The 19,658-nt window shown below is 68.9% G+C and carries 16 protein-coding genes; 3 read left to right on the top strand and 13 right to left on the bottom strand.

Annotated elements, in window-relative coordinates; genetic code table 11:
* Positions 1-49: 49 nt before the first annotated feature.
* The gene (locus AruCF_RS10125) at positions 50-1,339 is read left to right on the top strand and encodes an Nramp family divalent metal transporter (protein ID WP_049073121.1); all 1,290 of its coding nucleotides are present in this window, start codon (positions 50-52) and stop codon (positions 1,337-1,339) included.
* Here AruCF_RS10125 and AruCF_RS10120 read toward each other — a convergent pair.
* From AruCF_RS10120 to AruCF_RS10090, 7 genes are all read right to left on the bottom strand, one after another.
* Positions 1,312-2,790 carry an efflux transporter outer membrane subunit gene (locus AruCF_RS10120; RefSeq protein WP_049073120.1) on the bottom strand — a complete coding sequence of 493 codons (1,479 nt, stop codon included), beginning with the start codon at positions 2,788-2,790 and terminating at the stop codon, positions 1,312-1,314. The two genes, AruCF_RS10125 and AruCF_RS10120, sit on opposite strands and share 28 nt — an antisense overlap.
* 9 nt (positions 2,791-2,799) lie before the next feature.
* Positions 2,800-3,744 carry an HlyD family secretion protein gene (locus tag AruCF_RS10115; protein WP_083036692.1) on the bottom strand — a complete coding sequence of 315 codons (945 nt, stop codon included), beginning with the start codon at positions 3,742-3,744 and terminating at the stop codon, positions 2,800-2,802.
* Entirely contained in the window at positions 3,737-3,931 is a 195-nt protein-coding gene (locus AruCF_RS10110) for a DUF1656 domain-containing protein (RefSeq protein ID WP_049073118.1), read from the bottom strand. The genes AruCF_RS10115 and AruCF_RS10110 overlap by 8 nt, the downstream gene beginning before the upstream one ends.
* Positions 3,921-6,116 (bottom strand): FUSC family protein, encoded by a 2,196-nt coding sequence (locus AruCF_RS10105; protein ID WP_235432763.1) that lies wholly within the window; start codon positions 6,114-6,116, stop codon positions 3,921-3,923. Before AruCF_RS10105 ends, AruCF_RS10110 begins: the two co-directional genes overlap by 11 nt.
* Positions 6,117-6,197: 81 nt before the next feature.
* Positions 6,198-7,115: a LysR family transcriptional regulator gene (locus AruCF_RS10100; protein ID WP_049073116.1), complete on the bottom strand. Its 918-nt coding sequence runs from the start codon at positions 7,113-7,115 to the stop codon at positions 6,198-6,200.
* A gap of 112 nt (positions 7,116-7,227) precedes the next feature.
* Positions 7,228-7,449, bottom strand: a complete 222-nt coding sequence (locus AruCF_RS10095) for a hypothetical protein (RefSeq protein WP_049073115.1) — start codon at positions 7,447-7,449, stop codon at positions 7,228-7,230.
* Positions 7,450-7,627: 178 nt separating this feature from the next.
* Positions 7,628-8,251 carry a TetR/AcrR family transcriptional regulator gene (locus tag AruCF_RS10090; protein WP_049073114.1) on the bottom strand — a complete coding sequence of 208 codons (624 nt, stop codon included), beginning with the start codon at positions 8,249-8,251 and terminating at the stop codon, positions 7,628-7,630.
* Positions 8,252-8,383: 132 nt separating this feature from the next.
* On the opposite strand from AruCF_RS10090, the gene AruCF_RS10085 reads away from it, so the two are divergent.
* Positions 8,384-9,667 carry an MFS transporter gene (locus tag AruCF_RS10085; RefSeq protein WP_049073113.1) on the top strand — a complete coding sequence of 428 codons (1,284 nt, stop codon included), beginning with the start codon at positions 8,384-8,386 and terminating at the stop codon, positions 9,665-9,667.
* Between the two features lie 149 nt (positions 9,668-9,816).
* The gene (locus tag AruCF_RS10080) at positions 9,817-10,614 is read left to right on the top strand and encodes an alpha/beta fold hydrolase (protein WP_049073112.1); all 798 of its coding nucleotides are present in this window, start codon (positions 9,817-9,819) and stop codon (positions 10,612-10,614) included.
* Between the two features lie 61 nt (positions 10,615-10,675).
* Here AruCF_RS10080 and AruCF_RS10075 read toward each other — a convergent pair whose 3' ends face one another.
* From AruCF_RS10075 to putA, 6 genes are all read right to left on the bottom strand, one after another.
* Positions 10,676-11,413, bottom strand: coding sequence for an ABC transporter ATP-binding protein (locus tag AruCF_RS10075; protein WP_006383976.1), 738 nt, complete (start codon positions 11,411-11,413; stop codon positions 10,676-10,678).
* Positions 11,410-12,210, bottom strand: a complete 801-nt coding sequence (locus AruCF_RS10070) for an ABC transporter ATP-binding protein (RefSeq protein WP_006383977.1) — start codon at positions 12,208-12,210, stop codon at positions 11,410-11,412. Before AruCF_RS10070 ends, AruCF_RS10075 begins: the two co-directional genes overlap by 4 nt.
* Positions 12,207-13,295: an ABC transporter permease subunit gene (locus AruCF_RS10065; RefSeq protein ID WP_049073111.1), complete on the bottom strand. Its 1,089-nt coding sequence runs from the start codon at positions 13,293-13,295 to the stop codon at positions 12,207-12,209. Before AruCF_RS10065 ends, AruCF_RS10070 begins: the two co-directional genes overlap by 4 nt.
* Positions 13,292-14,143, bottom strand: coding sequence for a branched-chain amino acid ABC transporter permease (locus AruCF_RS10060; RefSeq protein WP_374700484.1), 852 nt, complete (start codon positions 14,141-14,143; stop codon positions 13,292-13,294). The genes AruCF_RS10065 and AruCF_RS10060 overlap by 4 nt, the downstream gene beginning before the upstream one ends.
* Positions 14,144-14,382: 239 nt before the next feature.
* A complete protein-coding gene (locus AruCF_RS10055) occupies positions 14,383-15,528 on the bottom strand; it encodes a branched-chain amino acid ABC transporter substrate-binding protein (RefSeq protein ID WP_049073109.1) in 1,146 nt (381 codons plus the stop codon).
* 187 nt (positions 15,529-15,715) lie between these two features.
* On the bottom strand, positions 15,716-19,537 hold the full coding sequence (gene putA, locus AruCF_RS10050; protein ID WP_049073108.1) for a trifunctional transcriptional regulator/proline dehydrogenase/L-glutamate gamma-semialdehyde dehydrogenase: 3,822 nt from the start codon (positions 19,535-19,537) through the stop codon (positions 15,716-15,718).
* Between the last annotated feature and the right edge of the window lie 121 nt (positions 19,538-19,658).

Genomic DNA, 19,658 nt, shown 5'->3' with positions numbered 1-19,658 from the left:
CGGTCGCGCCGGAGCCATGGAAAATGAGAACCATTCTCATGGAGTTGACATGACCCGGTTCATCTACGCGATTTCAGGCGGCAAGGCGGCGTACCCTCAGGACGCCCAGGTCTCGGCCAACCTGCGCCGGGTGGTCGGCTCCGGCATCCTGGTGGCGGTGGGCTATATCGACCCGGGCAACTGGGCCACGGACATCGCCGGGGGCAGCGGCTTCGGCTACGGCCTGTTGCTGGTGGTGATCGCCTCGGCCATCCTGGCGCTGGGCTTCCAGGTGCTGGTGTCGCGCCTGGCACTGGCCACCGGCGAAGACCTGGCCACCCTCACCGCCCGTCACCTGTCGCCGCGCACCGCCAAAGCCGCCTGGCTCGCCGGCGAGGCCGCCATCCTGGCCACCGCGCTGGCCGAACTCATCGGCGGCGCCATCGCGCTGCGCCTGCTGTTCAACCTGCCGCTGCTGGGCGGCGTAGCCGTCACCGGCGTCGGCACCTTCGCCGTGCTGGCCCTGACGCGCGGCAACGCCGACCGCCACGAGCGCGTCATCGCCGTGCTGCTGTCGGTGGTGGCGGCGTCCTTCGTGTTCCTGCTGTTCAAGGCCAACCCCGCCTGGACCGACGTGGCCCATGGCATGACCCAGACCGGCCACGCGCTGCGCGACCCGCAAGGCTTCCTGATCGCGCTGGGCATCCTGGGCGCGACGTTGATGCCGCACAACCTCTACCTGCATTCCGGCTCGCTGGCGCAGCGCGCCCGCGTGCTGCCGGCCGACGCCCGCGACCTGGCCATGCGCGTGGCGCGCAACGACACGGTGGTGTCGCTGGGCGTGGCCATGTTGATCAATTCGGCCATCATGATCGTCGCCGCGGCCTCGTTGTCCGGCTCCGGCATCATCGTCTCCAGCCTGGACGACGCCCATGCCGTGATCGGCCAGACCTTCGGCATCGGCGCGGCCATCGTGTTCGCGGTGGCGCTGTACGCGGCCGGGCAAAGCTCCACCATCACCGGCGTGCTGGCCGGCCGCATGCTGTCGCAAGGCTTCCAGATCAACAGCGGCTGGTCCGATCGCCGCCGCGCGCTGGCCACGCGGCTGATCGCCGGCACCGTGGCCGCCGCGCTGCTAGCCTTCACCGGCGGCCAGGACCCCGACCAGCTGCTGGTGCTGAGCCAGGTCATCCTGAGCCTGGCCCTGCCCTTCGCGCTGGGGCCGCTGGTGGTGCTGGCCTGCCGCAAACCCCTGATGGGCCGCCATGCGCTGCGCGGCGCCTGGGCCTGGGCCGCGGTCATCGCCACCGTCGGCATCATCCTGCTGGACGGCTATCTGCTGGTCGACATGGTGGTGTGATCCGCGGCTTGCGCGGATGGCTCGTCCGGCCAGCCCGCGCCCAGGGACTTGTAGAGCGCGATCACCCCGCGCATTTCCTCCCATTGGCTCAGGGCCAGCGCGTCTCGCGCCTGGTTGACCGTGCGTTGCGCCACGAGGACCGGCAGATAGGCGCTCAGCCCGCGCGCATAGAGCCGGGTGGACTGGTCCAGCGCCTTGCCGCTGTCGGCAACGGCCTCCCGCAGCGAGGCCTGCCGCTGGCGCTCGCTGGTCAACGCCGTCAGGGCGTCTTCCACCTCGCGCAGCGCCACCCGCACGTCGCGCTCATAGACCAGACGCGCCGCGTCGGCATTCGCCTGTGCCGCCGTCACGCCGGCGCGGGCCCGGCCGCCATCGTACAGGCGCTGGCTGGCCTGCGCCCCCACCGCCCAGGCCAGGCTGGCGCTCGAGAACAGGCTGTGAATGAGGCTGGCCGTGGTGTCGATGCCCAAGGGGATGCGGAACGTGGGCAGGCGTTCGGCCTCGGCCACGCCGATGCGCGCAGTCGCGGCCGCCAGGCGCCGTTCGTCCGCCCGCAGATCGGGCCGCTGGCGCAGCACCTCGGATGGCAGTGACAACGGCAGGCGGACCGGCGCGGGCAGGACGGCCGCGGGGTCTGCCAGGGCGGCATGCCAATCGCCGGGAAAGCCCCCCGCCAGGACGCCGATGGCGTGGCTGAATCGGGCAACGTCGGCCTCCAGCAAGGGCGGCTGCGCCTCGGCTGTCTCGCGTTCGGCGCGCGCCTGCATCACCTCCGCCTGGCTGCCCAGGCCCCTGCGCCAAGACTGCTCCGCCAGTCGTTCCGCCTCGCGCAAGGTGCGCAGGTTGTCATGGGCGATGGCCAGGCGCATCTGCGTGGCGCGCAACCCCGCGTAGCGGGACACCAACTCGGCGACCAGGCTCACCCGCAACGCCCGGTGGTCATCGGCCAGCGCCTGGATATCTGCGTCGGCCGCTTCGACCGCCCTGCGCGTGCCGCCAAACAGATCCAGCTCCCAGCTCGCATCGAAGCCGACCTGCCAGGTGCGCGACTCACCGCCGGGCAGCGGACCGAGCGCCTTGCTGCCGCGCCGGGCCTCGCCCGCCGCGCCCACCCCGAGTGCCGGCAAGGACGCGGAGGCGATCTGGATGCGTTCGGCGCGCGCCTGCCGCAGGCGCGCCAGCGCGATATCGAGATCCTGGTTCCGGTCCAGCGCCTGGTCGACCAGGCGGTCGAGCATCGGATCGTCGAACGCGCGCCACCAGGCGCGCAGCCCCTCTGGATCGCGCGGGCTCAGGGCGCCCCCGGCCTCGACCCACTTGGCGGGCACCTCGACGGCGGGCGGGTGATAGTCGGGACCCACGGTCGTGCAGCCGGACGCCGCCATCACCAGCGAGGCCATCAGGGCCGCGCGGCGCAGGCCGGTTCGCGGACGCTTCGATTCTTGCTGCATCGTCGCCCCTCACATCCAGTGGTGCAGCAGCGACAGGAGGCGGCCCTGGGCAGGCGCGTCGCCTCCCCCCGTCGCCACCTCGACACTGGCTGTCATGCCGGCGGCCAGCACCAGGTCCGGCGGCAGCTGCTCGAACGCGACGCGCACCGGAATGCGTTGCGCCAGGCGGACCCAGCTGAAGGTCGGGGCCACGCTGGGCAGGCCCTGGGCATCGGCCTGCTGGTTGGCATCGGCGATGCCGCGCCCGATGCTCACCACCCGGCCGGCAATGATGTCATCGGATCCCATCAGGCGGATGCGCGCCGCCGCGCCGGGCCGGATGCCGCGCAGCTTGGTCTCCTCGAAATAGCCGATGATCCAGAAGCTGTGGGCGTCCACCAGCGCGATATTGGGCTGGCCCGCCACCGCGTAGTCGCCCTGGTTCAGTTTCAGCCGTGTCACATAGCCGTCCACCGGGGCGCGCAGGACGGTGCGCGCCACATCCAGTCTTGCCATGTCCACGGCGACCCGCGCGCCGCGCTGCTCGGCCTCGGCGATGGCCACCGCCTGGATCGCACGCTGGATGTCTTCGGCGGGCACCAGGTTCTCCATGCCCCGCCGGCGTCGCGCGTCCTCGGTTTTCTGCCGCAACGACGCATCAGCCGCCGCCAGCCGCGCCTCGGCCTGCGCCAGCGCCAGCTCGAAGCGGGCCGGATCGATGCGATAGAGCACCTCGCCCCGCTTCACGTACTGGTCATCCGTCACCGGCACTTCCAGGACCGTGCCGGAGACCTCTGGGGCGATGCGGACGCTCTGCGCGCTGACGCGGCCATCGCGCGTCCAGGGCGCCACGACGTAGGCGCGCCAAAGCGCGCCGACCAGCATGACGGCGGCGGCCACGGCGCACAGCGTGAGGCCGACGCGCGCCAGCAGCCTCAAGGACCATAAACGATCGGACAAGGAACGATCAGACATAGAGAATCAACACCGAAACAAGGCAAAGGGAAATGGCGAACTCGAACAGGCCGGGGTGCCAGACCCGGCGCAGCACGCCGCTGCGCGCGAGCGCCAGGCGAACGCCGAGATAGAGCGGCAGCGCCGCGCACGCGTAGACGAAAAATGGCGGCAGGTAGATGCCTGCCACCGCGAACTCACTGAGCATGGGGGGGACTCCCGGGGCGTCGAGAAAAATAATCCGCGTGCGCGTCGAGCAGCGCCGCGATATCCAGCAGCATGGCGCGCGATCGCCCGATGTCGGCGGACGGGAGGCAATCCGCCGTCGGCAACCGCGACAGGGACTGCGCCGCCCGGCGGGCATGCCTGGCGGCCAGCCGGGGATCGCCGGCCCGTCGCCGCATGTGGCGCAACGCCACCGCGAGCAGGCGGCGCGGCCTGGCGTCCGCGGGCATCCGCCGCCATCCCTCGCGCAGGCGCAGCAGCTCCCGGCCGAGATGGATACTGGCCAGGGCATCGGCGATGGCCCGGTCCATCGCGTCGGGCCGCGCCCTGAGCAGCGCGCCGAGTTGCGCTGTGCGATGCTGCTGCCGCCATTGCCACGCGCGCGCGTCGGCGCGGCCGCCCTGCAAGAGGGCCAGCGCGTCGTCGCGAATGGCCAGGCGCAGGCGCGCCATGTCGCGTGACGGATTGCGCGGCAGCACGATCCGGAACCCGAGCAGCGTGAAAAAGGCCACCAGTATCCAGGCCACCGCGCCATTCAGGAACGAGGCGACGTCATAGCGCATGGGGTTGTCCGTCGCCACCAGCGTCGTGAAGGCGACGAGATAGGCGACGCCGGCCAATCCGTAGCGGGGCATGGCGCTGGCATAGACCCCGGGCAACCAGAACAGCGCCAGGGCCGCCAGCAGCAGCGGCAGCCCCGAGACCTCGGGCAAGACCAGAAAGGCGCACAGGAACGCCATCACGACGGCGGCGACGGTGCCCTGGATCAAGGCCACGGCGCCGAGCGCCGGATTCGGCGCGGTGGACAGCAGCCCGCAGGCCGCCGCCAGTCCCGCCAGCATCAGGTTGCCCTGCGACCAGCCGGTCGCGATCCAGAAGGCGCCGCCCAGCGTCACGGTCAACAAGGCGCGCAGGCCGTTCTGCAACGCGGCCCCCGTGTCGCGGTGGAACGGCACCGGGACCGGCGCCGCCGCCGGCAGCCCAGGCTGATGCAGAATCGCGATGCCATCGAGGACCTCGAGGTAATCGTCGAGCTGCTCGATCAGCCGGTCGCCCGCGATCATCAGGATGGCTTGCGCCCGGGGATCGTCAGGCGTTGTCGCCGACAGGGTTTGCGCCAGCTGCGTACGCATTGCGGACAAGGACCGCGCCGCCAGCATCAATCCACCGGGCCCCGGATCGCGCGTCAGCGTCTGGCTGGCTTGCCGCCACGCCTGCTCCCAGGCCGGCTGCAACGCCGCCAGGGCCTGCAGGCTGGCATCGCCCAGCCGCATCGACGCCACGCCGCCGACCAGCGCGGAAAACAAGGACACCATGGCGCGCCGCACCGCGGCGGCGCGTCGCGCCAGGTCGGCGGACTCGGCCTTGCCCAGCGCCAGCAGGTCATCCACGGCGTAAATGTCGACGATGAGGCCGCGCCTGTCCACATCCAGCGCCTTGCCGCCTTGCCGGCCCGCGCCTTGATGCGCCTGGATATCCCGCGCCAGGACACTGGCGGCGGACGCCGCCAACCGGTGCAATTGGGCCATCAGGCGGCCGCGTGCGCCGCGACGGCTGAACAGCGCCGACACCACGCCCAGGCTCGCCACGCCGATCAACACGGACGCGCCCCGCCCCATCACCTGATCGAAGGTCAGCTGCGGATTCTGCATGGCGCCATAGGCCGCCAGCCCCACGGTGTATCCCGCCAGCGTCGCGCCATAGGCCCGGAAATGGCGCAGCAACGTCATGGCGGCCACGCAGGCCCCGAGCCACAGGCCGAACCCCAACAGGAACAACCAGGGCATCTGGCCAAAGGCGCTCATCAGGACGAAGGCGGCCAGCATGCCGACCAGCGTGCCGATCACCCGCCATATGCCTTTGCCGATCACCGCCCCCTGCACCGGATTGATGACGAGAAGCACGCTGGAGGCCGCCGCGTAAGGCGCGTGCAGATCCAGCAGAAAGGCCAGGACGAGCGCCAGCCAGGCCGCCAGGATCGAGCGCATCACGTAGGCGGCTCGGGGCGTGATCAGGTCGAGGTATCGCAGCCCGCGCACCGCCCCTGCCCGGAGCGACTGGAGGCTGGGGTACGGCCGGGCTGACGCCGCGGCGGATACGTTCGTTGAACGCACGATGACACTCTTCAATGGTGATTCGGACGCACCACTGTAGAGACCGCCATGCATGCGGAAAAGTGAATTTATCGCACGGCCACGATTGCGTTCGGCGCACTTATCGACGCGCGCCGCCCGTCACGCAGCGAGACGTCAGCGCCCCTGCCGCGCCTCGCCGCTGCACAGGGCGTGGATCGTCTGCCGCAACCACTGATGCGCGGGGTCGCCTTCCACGCGCGGGTGCCAGGCCTGCGTCAACAACGCGGTTTCCAGGGGCATCGGCAGGTCGAACAGGCGGATGCGCAGGCCCGCGGCGAGCGCGCCCCTGGCAAGGTGGCGGGGCAAGGGCAGCAGCAGATCTGAATCCTGCAGCGCGAACAGCGCCGTGTAGGGGCTCGACACGACCAGGGCCACATGACGGCGCAGGCCGTGCGCCTCCAGGGCGGTGTCGATCGGAGCCGCGGACTTGCCGCGCCGCGACACGTTGATGTGCTCCCAACGGGTCAGGCGCTCGGGCGTGATCTCATCGTCGAAAATCGGGTGATGCTCGCGGGCGACGCCAACAAAAGTGGTGGTGAACAGCGACTGCACGCGGATCTCCGGGCCAAGCTTGCGCGACCCGCTGATGAACAGATCGATGCGGCCGCTGCGCAGCGCCTCGTCATCGACGTCGTCCTCTTCCGGCGAAAAGCGCAGCGTGGCGCGCGGCATCTCGGTCGCCATGGCGTCCAGCAGCTGCCCCAGATGAACGCTGACGAACTCGTCGGTGGCGCGGACGTTGAAACGCCGGTCGAGGGATTTGAGGTCGATCGCGGCGCCGGCCGCGAACACCTGTGTGGCCTGATCGAGCGCCGCGCGCACCTGCTCGCGCAACGCGAGCGCCTTGGGCGTTGGCATGAGCTTTCGGCCCACCTGCACGAACACCGGATCGCCCAGGGCTTCGCGGATGCGGCCCAACGTGCGGCTCATCGCCGGCGGGCTCAGGTTCATGCGGCGCGCCGCGCCAATGACACTGCCCTCATCCAGCAACGCATCCAACGCCAACAGCAGGTTGAGATCCGGACGCGCCATGACGGCTCCCGATGAATGATCAAGACGCAATCATAGGGCAGGATCCCATGATGCCCGCATCAATGAAAAACGCCAGCAATCGCTGGCGTTTTTTCTAGCGCATGGCCCGGGTTCAGCGGCGGGCGGAGATCACCGGATGCTGGCGGCGGCCGGCGTCCATGTCGTGCAGCACCTCGCCGACAGCGCCGCCGAACCGGCGCAGGCGCAGCTTCAGCCGACGCCAGCCCATGCGCGAGAACGGACCGGACAGGGTTTCCGCCTTGATGGCCTCGCGGATCAGGGACCGCTCCAGCGCATCCGACATGCGGGCATTTTTCAACGCGGTATCGCTCATGATTCTCTCCTTGAGAAAGCGCGATGGGGGAACAGCACGAGTCCATCTTAGACCCGCGCATGCTGCGTTGCAATAAAAATGCCTAGCATTATTTTTGGCGTTGCGAAATAAGTACAAACACCACCACAACGGTGCATCCGGCACCACATCTGGCACCAGTATTGTGCAGTGCAAAAACCTATCGCCGCCCCAGATGTGCGTCAATCAGCAGGTCGGCCATGTCGGCCACCCGGGCGGCCGGACCGCCCTCGCCGAACAACTGGCTGGAGACGAAGGCGCCCTCGATCAGCAGCAACAACCCATCCCCCAGCTTGGCGGGATCGGGCGCGCCCATCTCGGCGGCCATGGCGGCCAGGCGCCGGCGCAGCTCCACCTTGTGCTCGACCGCGACCACGCGGGCCGGATGGCCGGCCTCGGGATATTCCACCGCGGCATTGGTCAGGCCGCAGCCGCGATAGCCGTTCTGCACCGCCCGCACGCTCAGGCCCGACAGATAGGCCCGCAACCCCGCCTGGGGATCGCCCGGATGCGCGTCGCAGGCGGCGTTGAAGCGCCCCCAGAACTCGGCGTCGTAGTCGCGCAGGTAGACCGCGGCCAGTTCGTCCTTGGACGAAAAGCTGCGGTACAGGCTGGGCTTGGTGACCCCGGCCTGGTTGACGATGGCGTCCACGCCCACCGCCCGGATGCCGTCGCGGTAGAACATCTCGCGCGCCGTCTTGCGGATGCGATCGGCCGCCAGGAGCGGCTTCGCGGGCGTATCGACGGCGGCGGTCTTGCCACCCGCCGGGGATTTGCTGGCCATGACTGGAACTCCTCACTGAGACCGGCCGGCAAGGCCGGCCGCCCTGAAAACAGGGACGTCAAAAATACCTCTTGACGGTGTTACTAACCGGTACGTACCATTCGCAAACCAATTTACGTACCGGTCAGTAACATGAGTATAGCCCAACCCCCCATCCCCTTCCGCCGCGCCGGCCAGAAGTACGCGTTCGTCGTGGTCGCGGTCGTGTTCCTGGCCCTGCTGGTATCGGCCGGCCTGCGCTCCTCGCCCAGCGTGCTGCTGGTGCCGCTGGAGGAAAGCTTCGGCTGGAACCGCGGCACCACCTCGTTCGCCGCCGCCGTCGGCATCTTCCTGTATGGCCTGGTCGGGCCGTTCGCCGCGGCCGCCATGGAACGCTTCGGCCTGCGCCGCGTGCTGATCGCCGCCCTGTCGCTGATGGCCGCCTCCAGCGCCATCAGCGCCTACATGACCCAGCCGTGGCACCTGCTGATGACCTGGGGCGTGTTTTCGGGCATCGGCTCGGGCGCGGTCGCCGTGGTCATGGGCGCGACCGTGGTCAACCGCTGGTTCAGCAAGCATCGCGGCCTGATGATGGGCCTGCTGACGGCCAGCACCGCCACCGGCACGCTGATCTTCCTGCCGCTGCTGGCGGCGCTGGCGTCGTCGGGCGACTGGACCCGGGTGGTGTGGACCGTGGCCGGCGCCGCCGCCGCGCTGGTGCCGCTGGCCTGGTGGCTGGTGCCCGACCGCCCCGCCAGCGTCGGCCTGGTGCCGTTCGGCAGCGATCCGCATGCGCCGCCCGCGCCCGTCGCGCCGCGCACCGGCATGATCGCCGCCACCTTCGGCGCCCTGGGCCGCGCCGCCAAGACCCGCACCTTCTGGTTCCTGTTCGCCACCTTCTTCATCTGCGGTTTCACCACCAACGGCCTGGTCGGCACGCACCTGATCGCGCTCTGCGGCGACCATGGCATGCCCGAAGTGCAGGCGGCCGGCCTGCTGGCGATCATGGGCATCTTCGACCTGTTCGGCACCACCGCCTCCGGCTGGCTGACCGACCGCTACGATCCGCGCAAGCTGCTGTTCGTCTATTACGGACTGCGCGGCCTGGCGCTGATCTACCTGCCCTACTCCGACTTCTCGTTCTACAGCCTGGCGATCTTCGCGGTATTCTTCGGCCTGGACTGGATCGCCACCGTGCCGCCCACGCTGCGCCTGGCCACCGAAGCCTTTGGCGACCGCGAGGCGCCCATCGTGTTCGGCTGGATCGTCGCCGGCCACCAGCTGGGCGCGGCCAGCGCGGCCTGGATGGCGGGCGTGGTGCGCCAGTCGCAAGGCAGCTACCTGATGGCCTTCGTCGCGGCCGGCGCCACCGGCCTGATCGCCGCCGTCATCGCGCTGCTGATCGGCCGCGAGCGGGCCATACCGCAGCCGGCCTGAGCCGGCCTTCCCGCCAGCGCGCCGGCGGCGACGCCGCCCCGTTGACGCCCGCGCCGCCGATTTGATAGGATGGCGGCACTTTGAAAACGCCCTCCCGGTCCGCCGGGAGGGCGTTTCGTTTTCGTTCCCCTCTCACAAGGAAACCTGGAATGAAGACGTCCCTTGAAATCCATCCCGGCTCGCCGGCCGGTCTCGGCTACGCGCGCCTGGGCCACGGCCCGATCCCCGTGCTGGTCCTGCACGACTGGCTCGGCGACCACGGCAGCTACGATGCCGTCATGCCCTGGCTCGACGGCCAGGCCTTCACCTACGTGTTCGCCGACCTGCGCGGCTACGGCCAATCCATCGCGCTGACCGGCGCCTGCACGGTCGAGGAAATCGCCGCCGACTGCCTCGCGCTCGCCGACCGGCTCGGCTGGCAGCGGTTCCACATCGTCGGCCATTCGATGACCGGCATGATCACGCAACGCCTGGCGGCGGACGCGCCGTCACGCATCGCCAGCGCCATCGCGGTGTGCCCCGTCTCCGCCGCCGGCAACCGCCTGGGGCCGGAGGCCCTGGCGTTCTTCGCCAGCACCACCGAGGACGACGAGGCCTTGCGGCGGCTGTTCCGGCATGTCTCCAGCGGCCTGTCCGACGGCTGGGCCGACGCCAAGGTCCGCCACAACCGCGCGACCGTGGCGCCCGCCTGCCGGCGCAAGTACCTCGACATGCTGGTGACGGCGGACTTCGTCGACGCCGTGCGTGGAATCGAGACACCGTTCCTGGTCGTGGTCGGCGATCGAGACCCGGGAATCGACGCGCAAGCGATGCAAGGCAGCTTCCTGGCCTGGCATCCCAACGCGACGCTGCACGTCATTGCGCATTGCGGCCATTACCCGATGCAGGAATGCCCGCCCGCCTTCGCCGCCCTGATCGAGGGCTTCCTCAAGCGCCAGGCCGGCTGAGTCCGACGCGCATAAAAAGGCCCGGCATGGCCGGGCTTTTTTATGCTGCAGAGGGACAGACCTACGCCTCCTCCACTTCCCCCAGGTACGCGGCGCGCACCTTGGGATCGTGCAGCATGTCGGCGGCGGGACCCGACAGGGTGATCTCGCCGGACTCCATCACGTAGCCGCGATGGCTGTTCTCCAGCGCCAGGCGCGCGTTCTGCTCGATCAAGAGGATCGTCACGCCTTCGCTGGCGATGGTGCGCACCACTTCGAAGACCTTCTCGACCATCAGCGGCGCCAGTCCCATCGAAGGTTCGTCCAGCAACAGCAGCTTCGGACGCGCGATCATCGCGCGGCCCATCGCCACCATCTGCTGCTCGCCGCCCGACAGCGTGCCGGCCGCTTGCTTGCGGCGCTCGGCCAGGCGCGGGAACAGCGTGAACACGCGGTCGGTGTCCTGCCGCACCTGCGCGGCGTCGCGCCGGATGTAGGCGCCCATCGCCAGGTTTTCCTCGATGGTGAGCTGGCCGAAGATGCCGCGGCCCTCGGGCACCATCACCAGGCCCTGGCGCACCAGCTCGTGCGACTTCTGGCCGCCGATGGACTGGCCGCCGTAGACCACTTCGCCGCCGGCCAGCGGCACCAGGCCGCAGATGGCGCGCAGGGTCGTGCTCTTGCCGGCGCCGTTGGCGCCGATCAGGCACACCAGTTCGCCTTCGTCCACGCGCAGGTCGATGCCGCGCACCGCGCGAATGCCGCCGTAGGCGACCTGCAGGCCGCGCAGTTCCAGTAGGGGTTTGCTTGCCGTCGTCATGCCGGGCGCTCCTGATGAATCAGCGGATCCTGGGCGGCGCCCGCGCCCAGATACGCTTCAATGACCTTGGGGTCGCGCTGCACCTGGGCGGGTTTGCCCATGGCCAGCACCTTGCCGTATTCCAGCACCAGCACGCGATCGCACAGGCCCATGACCAGCTTCATGTCATGCTCGATCAGCAGCACCGTGACGCCGTCGTCGCGGATCTTCTCGATCAGCTTGCGCAGCACCACGGTTTCCGAGGCGTTCATGCCGGCGGCCGGCTCGTCCAGCGCCAGCAGCTTGGGATCGGTGGCCAAGGCGCGCGCGATTTCCAGGCGGCGCTGGTCGCCGTAGGGCAGCGAACGCGCCACGTCGTTGGCGCGGTGGCCGATGCCGACGTAGTCCAGCAGTTCCTGGGCGCGGGCCTCGATGGCGGCTTCCTCGGCGCGCGTGCCGCGGGTGCGGAACACGGCGCCCAGCACGCCGGCGCGGGTGCGCATGTGGCGGCCGATCATGACGTTCTCGATCGCGCTCAGGTTGGCGAACAGGCGGATGTTCTGGAAGGTGCGCGCCAGGCCGGCGTGCGCCACCTCGTGCGGCTTCTTGCCCGACATCGAGGCGCCGTTGAAGGTGCAGCTGCCGTCTTCCGGGATGTAGAGGCCCGTGAGCACGTTGAACAGCGTAGTCTTGCCGGCGCCGTTGGGGCCGATCAGGCCGTAGATCTCGCCCTGTTCGATGTCGAAGCTGACGTCCGACAAGGCCTGCAGGCCGCCGAAGCGTTTGCCCAGTCCCTGGGCTTGCAGCAACTTGCTCATGCCGCGCCTCCCTGGGTCTTGGTGGCCAGCTCGCGCTTGCGCACGGCGGACGGCCACAGGCCGGCGGGACGGAACAGCATCACGCACACCATCGCCAGGCCGAACAGCAGCATGCGGATGCCCTCGGGATCCAGCACCACGGCGCCGAACAGCATGTGCTGCACCGGCTCGACCACGGCGCGCAGGAACTCAGGCAGCGCGGCCAGGATCAGCGCGCCCAGGATCACGCCCGGGATGTGGCCCATGCCGCCCAGCACCACCATGCACAGGATCGAGATCGATTCCATCAGCGAGAAGCTCTCGGGACTGACGAAGCCCTGCATCGACGCGAACAGCGCGCCCGCCACGCCGCCGAACGAGGCGCCCATGGCGAAGGCCAGCAGCTTGATGTTGCGGGTGTTGATGCCCATGGCTTTGGCGGCGATCTCGTCTTCACGGATGGCTTCCCAGGCGCGGCCGATGCGCGAGTTCTGCAGCCGCACGCACACCAGGATGATGATCAGCGTCAGCGCCAGCAGCAGGTAGTAGTACTTCTCCGGCCCGGTCACGCGGAGGCCCAGCAGGCTCTCGGTGCGGCCAAAGGCGAACTCGCCCACCTTGAAGGTGTCGATGCGGTTGATGCCCTGCGGGCCGTTGGTGATGTTGACCGGCGCGTTCAGGTTGTTCAGGAAGATGCGGATGATCTCGCCGAAGCCCAGTGTCACGATGGCCAGGTAGTCGCCGCGCAACTTGAGCGTCGGCGCCCCCAGCAGCACCCCGAACAGGCACGCCACCGCCAGCGCGATCGGCAGAATCGCCCAGAACGGCAGATGCAGCCCGAAGTGCGGCGAGGCCAGCAGCGCCCAGGTGTAGGCGCCCACCGCGTAGAACGCGATGTAGCCCAGGTCCAGCAGGCCGGCAAAGCCCACCACGATGTTCAGGCCCAGCGACAGCATCACGTACAGCAGCGCGAAATTCAGGATGCGGACCCAGCTCTGGCCGGCCATGCCGATCACGAACGGCAGCACCGCCAGCACGATGCCGATCAGCGCGATGCCGATCAGGTTGCGGGTCGACAGCCCGCTGTGTTTCAGGGTGGTGCTCATGCGCGGTCCCCCACACGCTCGCCCAGCAGGCCGGACGGACGGAAAATCAGCACCAGCACCAGCACGAAGAACGCGAACACATCCTGGTAGTGGCTGCCCAGGAAGCCGCCGGTCAGGTCGCCGATGTAGCCGGCGCCCAGCGATTCGATGATGCCCAGCAGCAGGCCGCCCGCCATGGCGCCGACCAGGTTGCCGATACCGCCCAGCACCGCGGCCGTGAAGGCCTTCAGGCCCAGCATGAAGCCCATGGTGTACTGCGACACGCCGTAGTAGGTAGCGACCATCATGCCGGCCACGGCGGCCAGCGCCGAGCCGATCAGGAACGCCGCCGAGATCACGGTGTTGATGTTCACGCCCATCAGCCCGGCCACCTCGCGGTTCTGCGCGGTGGCGCGCATGGCGGTGCCCAGGCGCGTCTTGTGCACCACGGCCAGCAGCCCGCCCATGATCAGCGCGGCGATCGCGACGATGGCGATCTGCAGCGTGCTCATGCGCGCGCCGAAGATCTCGAACACCCGCGGCGACAGCACCTGCGGGAAGTTCAGGTAGTTGCGGCCCCAGCCCATCATCGCCACGTTCTGCAGGATGATCGACACGCCGATGGCGGTGATCAGGGCGGCCAGGCGCGGCGCGCGGCGCAGCGGCCGGTAGGCCACGCGCTCGGCGGTCCAGCCCACGGCCATGCACAGCGGCACGGACACCAGCAGGCCCAGGCCCAGCACCATGAAGGCGGAAGCGGACGGGTCGCCGCCGACCAGCGAGATGGCGATCGTGGTGGCCGCCATCGCGCCGATCATGACGACGTCGCCATGCGCGAAGTTGATCAGCCCGATGATGCCGTACACCATGGTGTAGCCAAGGGCGACCAGGGCGTACACGCTGCCGAGCGTGACGCCGTTAATCAGTTGTTGAATGAAGATATCCATAGGGGCCGTGGAAATAAGCCTGGAAAAATCGCGCGAGGATCGGATGCGGCGCGGCCCGGGGGCCGCCTTCGCGCAAATCGCCGCCGCGCCGGGCGGCGCGCGCGGGGTCAATCAAGTTGGCCAGGCGCGGCGGCGCCGCGTCCTGGCCGGGTCAGGCGGCCTTAGTTGGCCTGACTGACCATCGTTTCAACCATCTCCCACTTGCCATTCTTGACTTCGTAGATGGTGACGGAGATTTCCTTCAGGTCGCCGTTCTTGTCGTAGGCGATGTGCTCGCTGGTCGCGCCCTTGCGGTTCAGCTTGGCCAGTTCCGGCAGGTACTTCTCGGGCTTGGCCGAGCCGGCCGCTTCGATCGCCGCGATCATGTTCCAGGCGCCGTCATAGGCGTAAGGCGCATAGACGCCGGGGGCCTTCTTGAAGCGCTCTTGGTAGCGCTTTTCGAAGTCCTTGCCCGCGGCCATCTTGTCCAGCGGTACGCCGGCCAGCGAGGCAAAGGTGCCGTCGGCGGCGTCGCCGGCCAGCTTGATGAAGGTGTCGCTGCGGGTCATTTCGCCCGAAACCAGCGGCGACTTCAGGCCCAACGTGGCCAGCTGGCGCTTCATCGGGCCGGACTGGGCGTCCAGGCCGCCGTAGAAAATGGCGTCGGGCGCCGAACCCTTGATGTTGGTCAGGATGGCCGTGAAGTCGTTGGCCTTGTCGGTCGTGTACTCGCGGCGCACCACCTGGCCGCCAGCGGCCTTGACGGCCTTCTCGACCTCGTCGGCCAGGCCCTGGCCGTAGGCGGTGCGGTCATCGATGATGGCGACCTTCTTGGCCTTCAGGCTCTGCACCATGAACTTGCCGACCGCGGCGCCCTGCTGGGTGTCGCTGGTCATCATGCGGAAGGTGGTTTCGTAGCCCTGCTTGGTGTACTCGGGCGACGTGGCCATGGCGATCTGCGGCAGGCCGGCTTCGTGGTAGACGCGCGAGGCGGGGATCGTGGTGCCGGAGTTGAAGTGGCCCAGGATGCCGACGACGTTCTCGTCGACCAGTTGCTGCGCCACCTGCACGCCGACGCGCGGATCGGCCTGGTCATCGCGCGACACCAGCACGAACTTGGCGGGCTGGCCGTCGACCTTGATGCCCTTCTTGTTGGCTTCTTCCAGGGCCAGGTTCAGGCCGTTCTGCATGTCCTCGCCGTAGTGCGACTGAGGACCGGTCAGGGGCGCGGCAAAGCCGAACTTGACGTCGGCGGCCTGCGCGGCGGCGGCCATGCCGACGGCGGCGATGCTGGCGGCGACAAGCTTCAAAGTGGTGCGAAACTTCATGGGAATCCTCCGGTATGTCGGATGTGGCTTTGTTATACCTGGGCTTTTGGGCCAGGTGATCTATTTGAGTGCGATTGCCGGGTTGCCACAATCGAACTTCAGGTGCGACCGGATTTTGCTTCCAGTGCAACCTCGCGAGATATTGGAGATAACCCTTGGTTTCCCAAGGGTTACCCCTCGGTCACGTTCAACCGATGGTCATGAGGCTGGCATTGCCGCCGGCCGCGGCCGTATTGACGCTGATGGAACGTTCGGTGAGCAGGCGTTCCGGCACATACGCGGCGCCGGCCGCCAAGGCGTCCGAGGTCAGCCCGTGCACCGCCAGGATCGCGCCCGGACGCTGCGCGATGCGCTGGTTCAGGGCGCGCAGCGTGTCGCCGTCGCCCTCGAACAGCACCGCGTGATAGTCGGCCTGGTCGACCTCGGCATCCGCCAGGATGCCCGCCTGGCCCTGCTGCTCGGCATCCAGCGTGGCCAGCAGCGCGTGCGCCGCCGGCGTGTCGGCGAACCAGGCGTGGTTGCCGGTCAGCCGCGCCGCCGACCACTGCGCGCGCGCGCCGGCCTCGGTGGCGGCCACGCAGTAGACCGCGCCGCGCGGCTCGACCATATAAGTGTTGGTCTCACCCGTGGGGCCCGGCAATGCAATGCGCTGCGGCAGCGGCGCGGCCGCGTCCAGCGCCGGCGGCAGGCCCTCTGGGCGCGTGCCCAGCAGGCGGTACATATATAGCGGGCCGCCAGCCTTGGGACCGGTGCCCGACAGGCACTCGCCGCCGAACGGCTGCACGCCGACCACCGCGCCGACGATGTTGCGGTTGACGTAGACATTGCCGGCATGGACCTGTCCCGTCACGTGGGCGATGGTCTCGTCGATGCGGGTATGCACGCCGAAGGTCAGGCCATAGCCGGTGCCGTTGATGGCGTCCAGCAGCCCGTCCAGTTCGTCGCGGGCGTAGCGCACCACGTGCAGCACCGGACCGAACACCTCGCGCGTCAGCTCGCTGATGTGGTCGATCTCGATGATGGTGGGCGCCACGAAGGTGCCGTGGCGGCATTCGCCATTCAGTTCGACCTGGTCCACGCGGTGGCCGGCCGTGCGCATCGCATCGATGTGGCGCTGGATATTGTTGCGCGCCTCCGTATCGATGACCGGGCCGACGTCGACCGACAGGCGGTCGGGATTGCCCACGCTGAGCTCGCGCATGGCGCCGCGCAGCATGGTCAGGACGTGATCGGCATTGTCTTCCTGCACGCACAGCACGCGCAGCGCGGAACAGCGCTGGCCGGCCGAATCGAAGGCCGAGCTGAGCACGTCGAACACCACTTGCTCGGCCAACGCGGACGAGTCGACCACCATGGCGTTCTGGCCGCCAGTCTCGGCGATCAGCGGAATGGTGTGGCCGTCGTCGTCCAGGCGGTCGGCCAGCGTGCGCGCGATGATGCGCGCCACGTCGGTCGAGCCGGTGAACATCACGCCGCGCACGCCAGGGCTGGCCACCAGTTGCGCGCCCACGGTTTCGCCGCGGCCGGGCAGCAGTTGGACGGCGCCAGCCGGCACGCCGGCGGCGCGCAAGATCGCCACCGCCTGCGCCGCGATCAGCGGCGTCTGCTCGGCGGGCTTGGCCAGCACGGTATTGCCGGCCGCCAGCGCGGCCGCGACCTGGCCGGTGAAAATGGCCAGCGGGAAATTCCAGGGGCTGATGCACAGCACCGTCCCGAGCGGACGATGGGTGTCGTTGCTGAATTCGCGGTCGGCCTGGTCGGCGTAGTAGCGCAGGAAGTCCACCGCCTCGCGCACTTCGGCGATGGCGTTGGGCAGCGACTTGCCGGCCTCGCGCACGATCAGGCCCAGCAGGGTCTGCATCTGCTCCTCCAGCAATTGCGCGGCGCGGCGCAGGCATTGCGCGCGCTCGGCCACCGGGGTCGATTGCCAGATGGGCGCGGCATTGGCGGCGGCGCGCAGGGCGGCCTCGGCTTCCTCGCCATTGGCTTCGATGACATGGCCGACCACGTCGCGCAGGTTGGCGGGATTGCGCACCTCGATGGCGCGCGCCGCGTCCCAGGCGCCGTCGCCTTCGCCCAGCATCGGGCCGGCGCGCCAGGGCGTGGCGGCGCTGGTCAGCAGCGCGGCCGACAACGAGCCCAGGCGATGTTCGTTGCTCAGGTCCAGGCCGGCGGAGTTGGCGCGCGCGCCCTGCTGCTCGCTGCCGTACAACTCGCGCGGCAGCGGGATCTTCTCGTGCGGCGCGCCCAGCGGCACGATGCGCGAGGCGGCCTCGACCGGATCGGCCACCAGCGTCTCGACCGGGATGCTCTCGTCGCCGATCAGGTTGACGAACGAGGTGTTGGCGCCGTTTTCCAGCAGGCGGCGCACCAGGTAGGCCAGCAGCGTTTCGTGCGTGCCGACCGGCGCGTAGATGCGGCAGGGGCGGTTCAGCTTGCCCTGCGCCAGCGGTCCGACCACTTCGTCGTACAGCGGCTCGCCCATGCCATGCAGGCACTGGAATTCATACTGGCCCGGGTAGTAGTTCTGGCCGGCCAGTTGGTAAATCGCCGACAGCGTGTAGGCGTTGTGGGTGGCGAACTGCGGGTACACGGCTTCCGGCGCGCCCAGCAGCTTGCGGGCGCAGGCCAGGTAGGCCACGTCGGTGTAGACCTTGCGGGTGTAGACCGGATAGCCCTCCAGGCCGTCGACCTGGGCGCGCTTGATCTCGCTGTCCCAGTAGGCGCCCTTGACCAGGCGCACCATCACGCGGTGGCGGCTGCGGCGGGCCAGGTCGATCACGTAGTCGATCACGAACGGCGCGCGCTTCTGGTAGGCCTGGATGACAAAGCCGATGCCGTTCCAGCCCTCCAGCTCGGGCGTGAAGCACAGCGCCTCCAGCAGATCCAGCGAGATCTCCAGGCGGTCGGCTTCCTCGGCATCGATATTCAGGCCGATGTCGTAGCTGCGCGCCAGGATGGTCAGCGCCTTCACGCGCGGCAGCAGCTCGGCCATGACGCGTTCGCGCTGGGCGCGCGAATAGCGCGGATGCAGCGCCGACAGCTTGATGGAGATGCCGGGGCCTTCATAGATGCCGCGGCCGGCGGCGGCCTTGCCGATGGCGTGGATGGCCTGTTCGTACGAGGCGTAATAGCGGTCGGCGTCCTCGGCCGTGGTAGCCGCTTCGCCCAGCATGTCGTACGAATAGCGGAAGCCGCGGCTTTCCATCTTGCGGTTGTTGGCCAGCGCCTCGGAAATGGTCTGGCCCGACACGAACTGCTCGCCCATCATGCGCATGGCGATGTTCACGCCCTTGCGCACCAGCGGTTCGCCGCCCTTGCCAATCAGGCGCGTCAGCGCCTTGGACAGCGACTGCTCGCTGCTCACGGCCACCAGCTTGCCGGTGATCATCAGGCCCCAGGTGGCGGCGTTGACGAACAACGATTGCGAGCCGCCCATGTGCGACTTCCAGTCGCCGCGCGCGACCTTGTCGCGGATCAGCGCGTCGCGCGTGGCGCGGTCGGGAATACGCAGCAGCGCCTCGGCCAGGCACATCAGCGCCACGCCTTCCTGGCTCGACAACGAGAATTCCTGGATCAGCCCTTCCACCCCGCCGCCGGTGCGCTTGCCGCGCAGCTTCTTGACCAGGTCGGTGGCCATCGCATGCACTTTTTCCAGGTTGGGCATGCGCGCCTGGCCCAGCAGCAGCGGCACGCATTCCGGCTCAGGGCGGCGGTAGGCGGCGGTAATGGCGGCGCGCAGCACCGATTGCGGTTGCACGTCCTGGCCGAATTCGTAGAACGGCGGCGTGGCGGCAGCTTGCTGCTCGCCGCTCTCCTCGTCGCCCCCCTCTTCCCCGCCCAGGTGGGACATTTCGGCGGGCAGGTGGCCGCGCTCGATCTTGTCCAGGTAGGCAAGGATCGCCTGCTTGTGCAGCCAGTGCGGCGTGCAATTGAGTTTTTGCGCGGCGGCCTTCAGGCGGTCGCGTAGCGCGTCATCGACCTTGACGCCGAGGGTGGTGCTGGCCATAAGAGATTGCTTCCTGTCGCATGGCAAAGGTCACACCGGGCCCGCAGGGGGGCCCGGCATCGGTAGGACCGTATGCTAGTCAGGTTGCAACCGGGTTTGTATTAAGGTTAACCCTAGAGTT

This window comes from Achromobacter ruhlandii (assembly GCF_002082135.1).
GTDB lineage: Bacteria > Pseudomonadota > Gammaproteobacteria > Burkholderiales > Burkholderiaceae_B > Achromobacter > Achromobacter ruhlandii.
Note: the sequence above shows the minus strand (reverse complement) of the source record. Positions and strands in the feature narration are given on the sequence as shown.